The organism is Methylophaga sp. UBA1464 (assembly GCF_002325665.1).
In the GTDB taxonomy this organism is placed as follows: domain Bacteria; phylum Pseudomonadota; class Gammaproteobacteria; order Nitrosococcales; family Methylophagaceae; genus Methylophaga.
On the sequence record NZ_DCSO01000097.1, the window covers coordinates 1 to 381 of the forward strand.

The 381-nt window shown below is 47.8% G+C and carries 1 protein-coding gene; it reads left to right on the forward strand.

Translation table 11 applies throughout. The features are described from left to right. The coding region (locus B3O33_RS13390) for a DHHA1 domain-containing protein (RefSeq protein ID WP_292363814.1) at nt 1-381 on the forward strand (381 nt) is incomplete at both ends.

Below are 381 nucleotides of genomic sequence, written 5' to 3' on the forward strand. Positions count from 1 at the left end.
GGCTCAGCAAGCTGCTCAGTTGCTGGATCAGATTAATCTTGAGCGTCGCTCGGTTGAACAAGGCATGCAACTGGAAGCTCTGGCGATGCTGGAAAAACTTCAGCTTAATGAAACCAGTCAGGCAGTTGCTTATTGTTTATATGAAGAAAGCTGGCATCAAGGGGTAATCGGGCTACTAGCTTCTCGAATTAAAGAAAAACTGCATCGGCCGGTCATTGTGTTTGCACCGGGCGAACCTGGCGAAATCAAGGGTTCGGCACGCTCCATAACAGGCGTTCATATTCGTGATGTGCTGGTTAATGTCGCTGCTAAATATCCGGATTTAATTTTGCGCTTTGGCGGACATGCGATGGCAGCAGGGTTAACATTAAAGCAGAACGA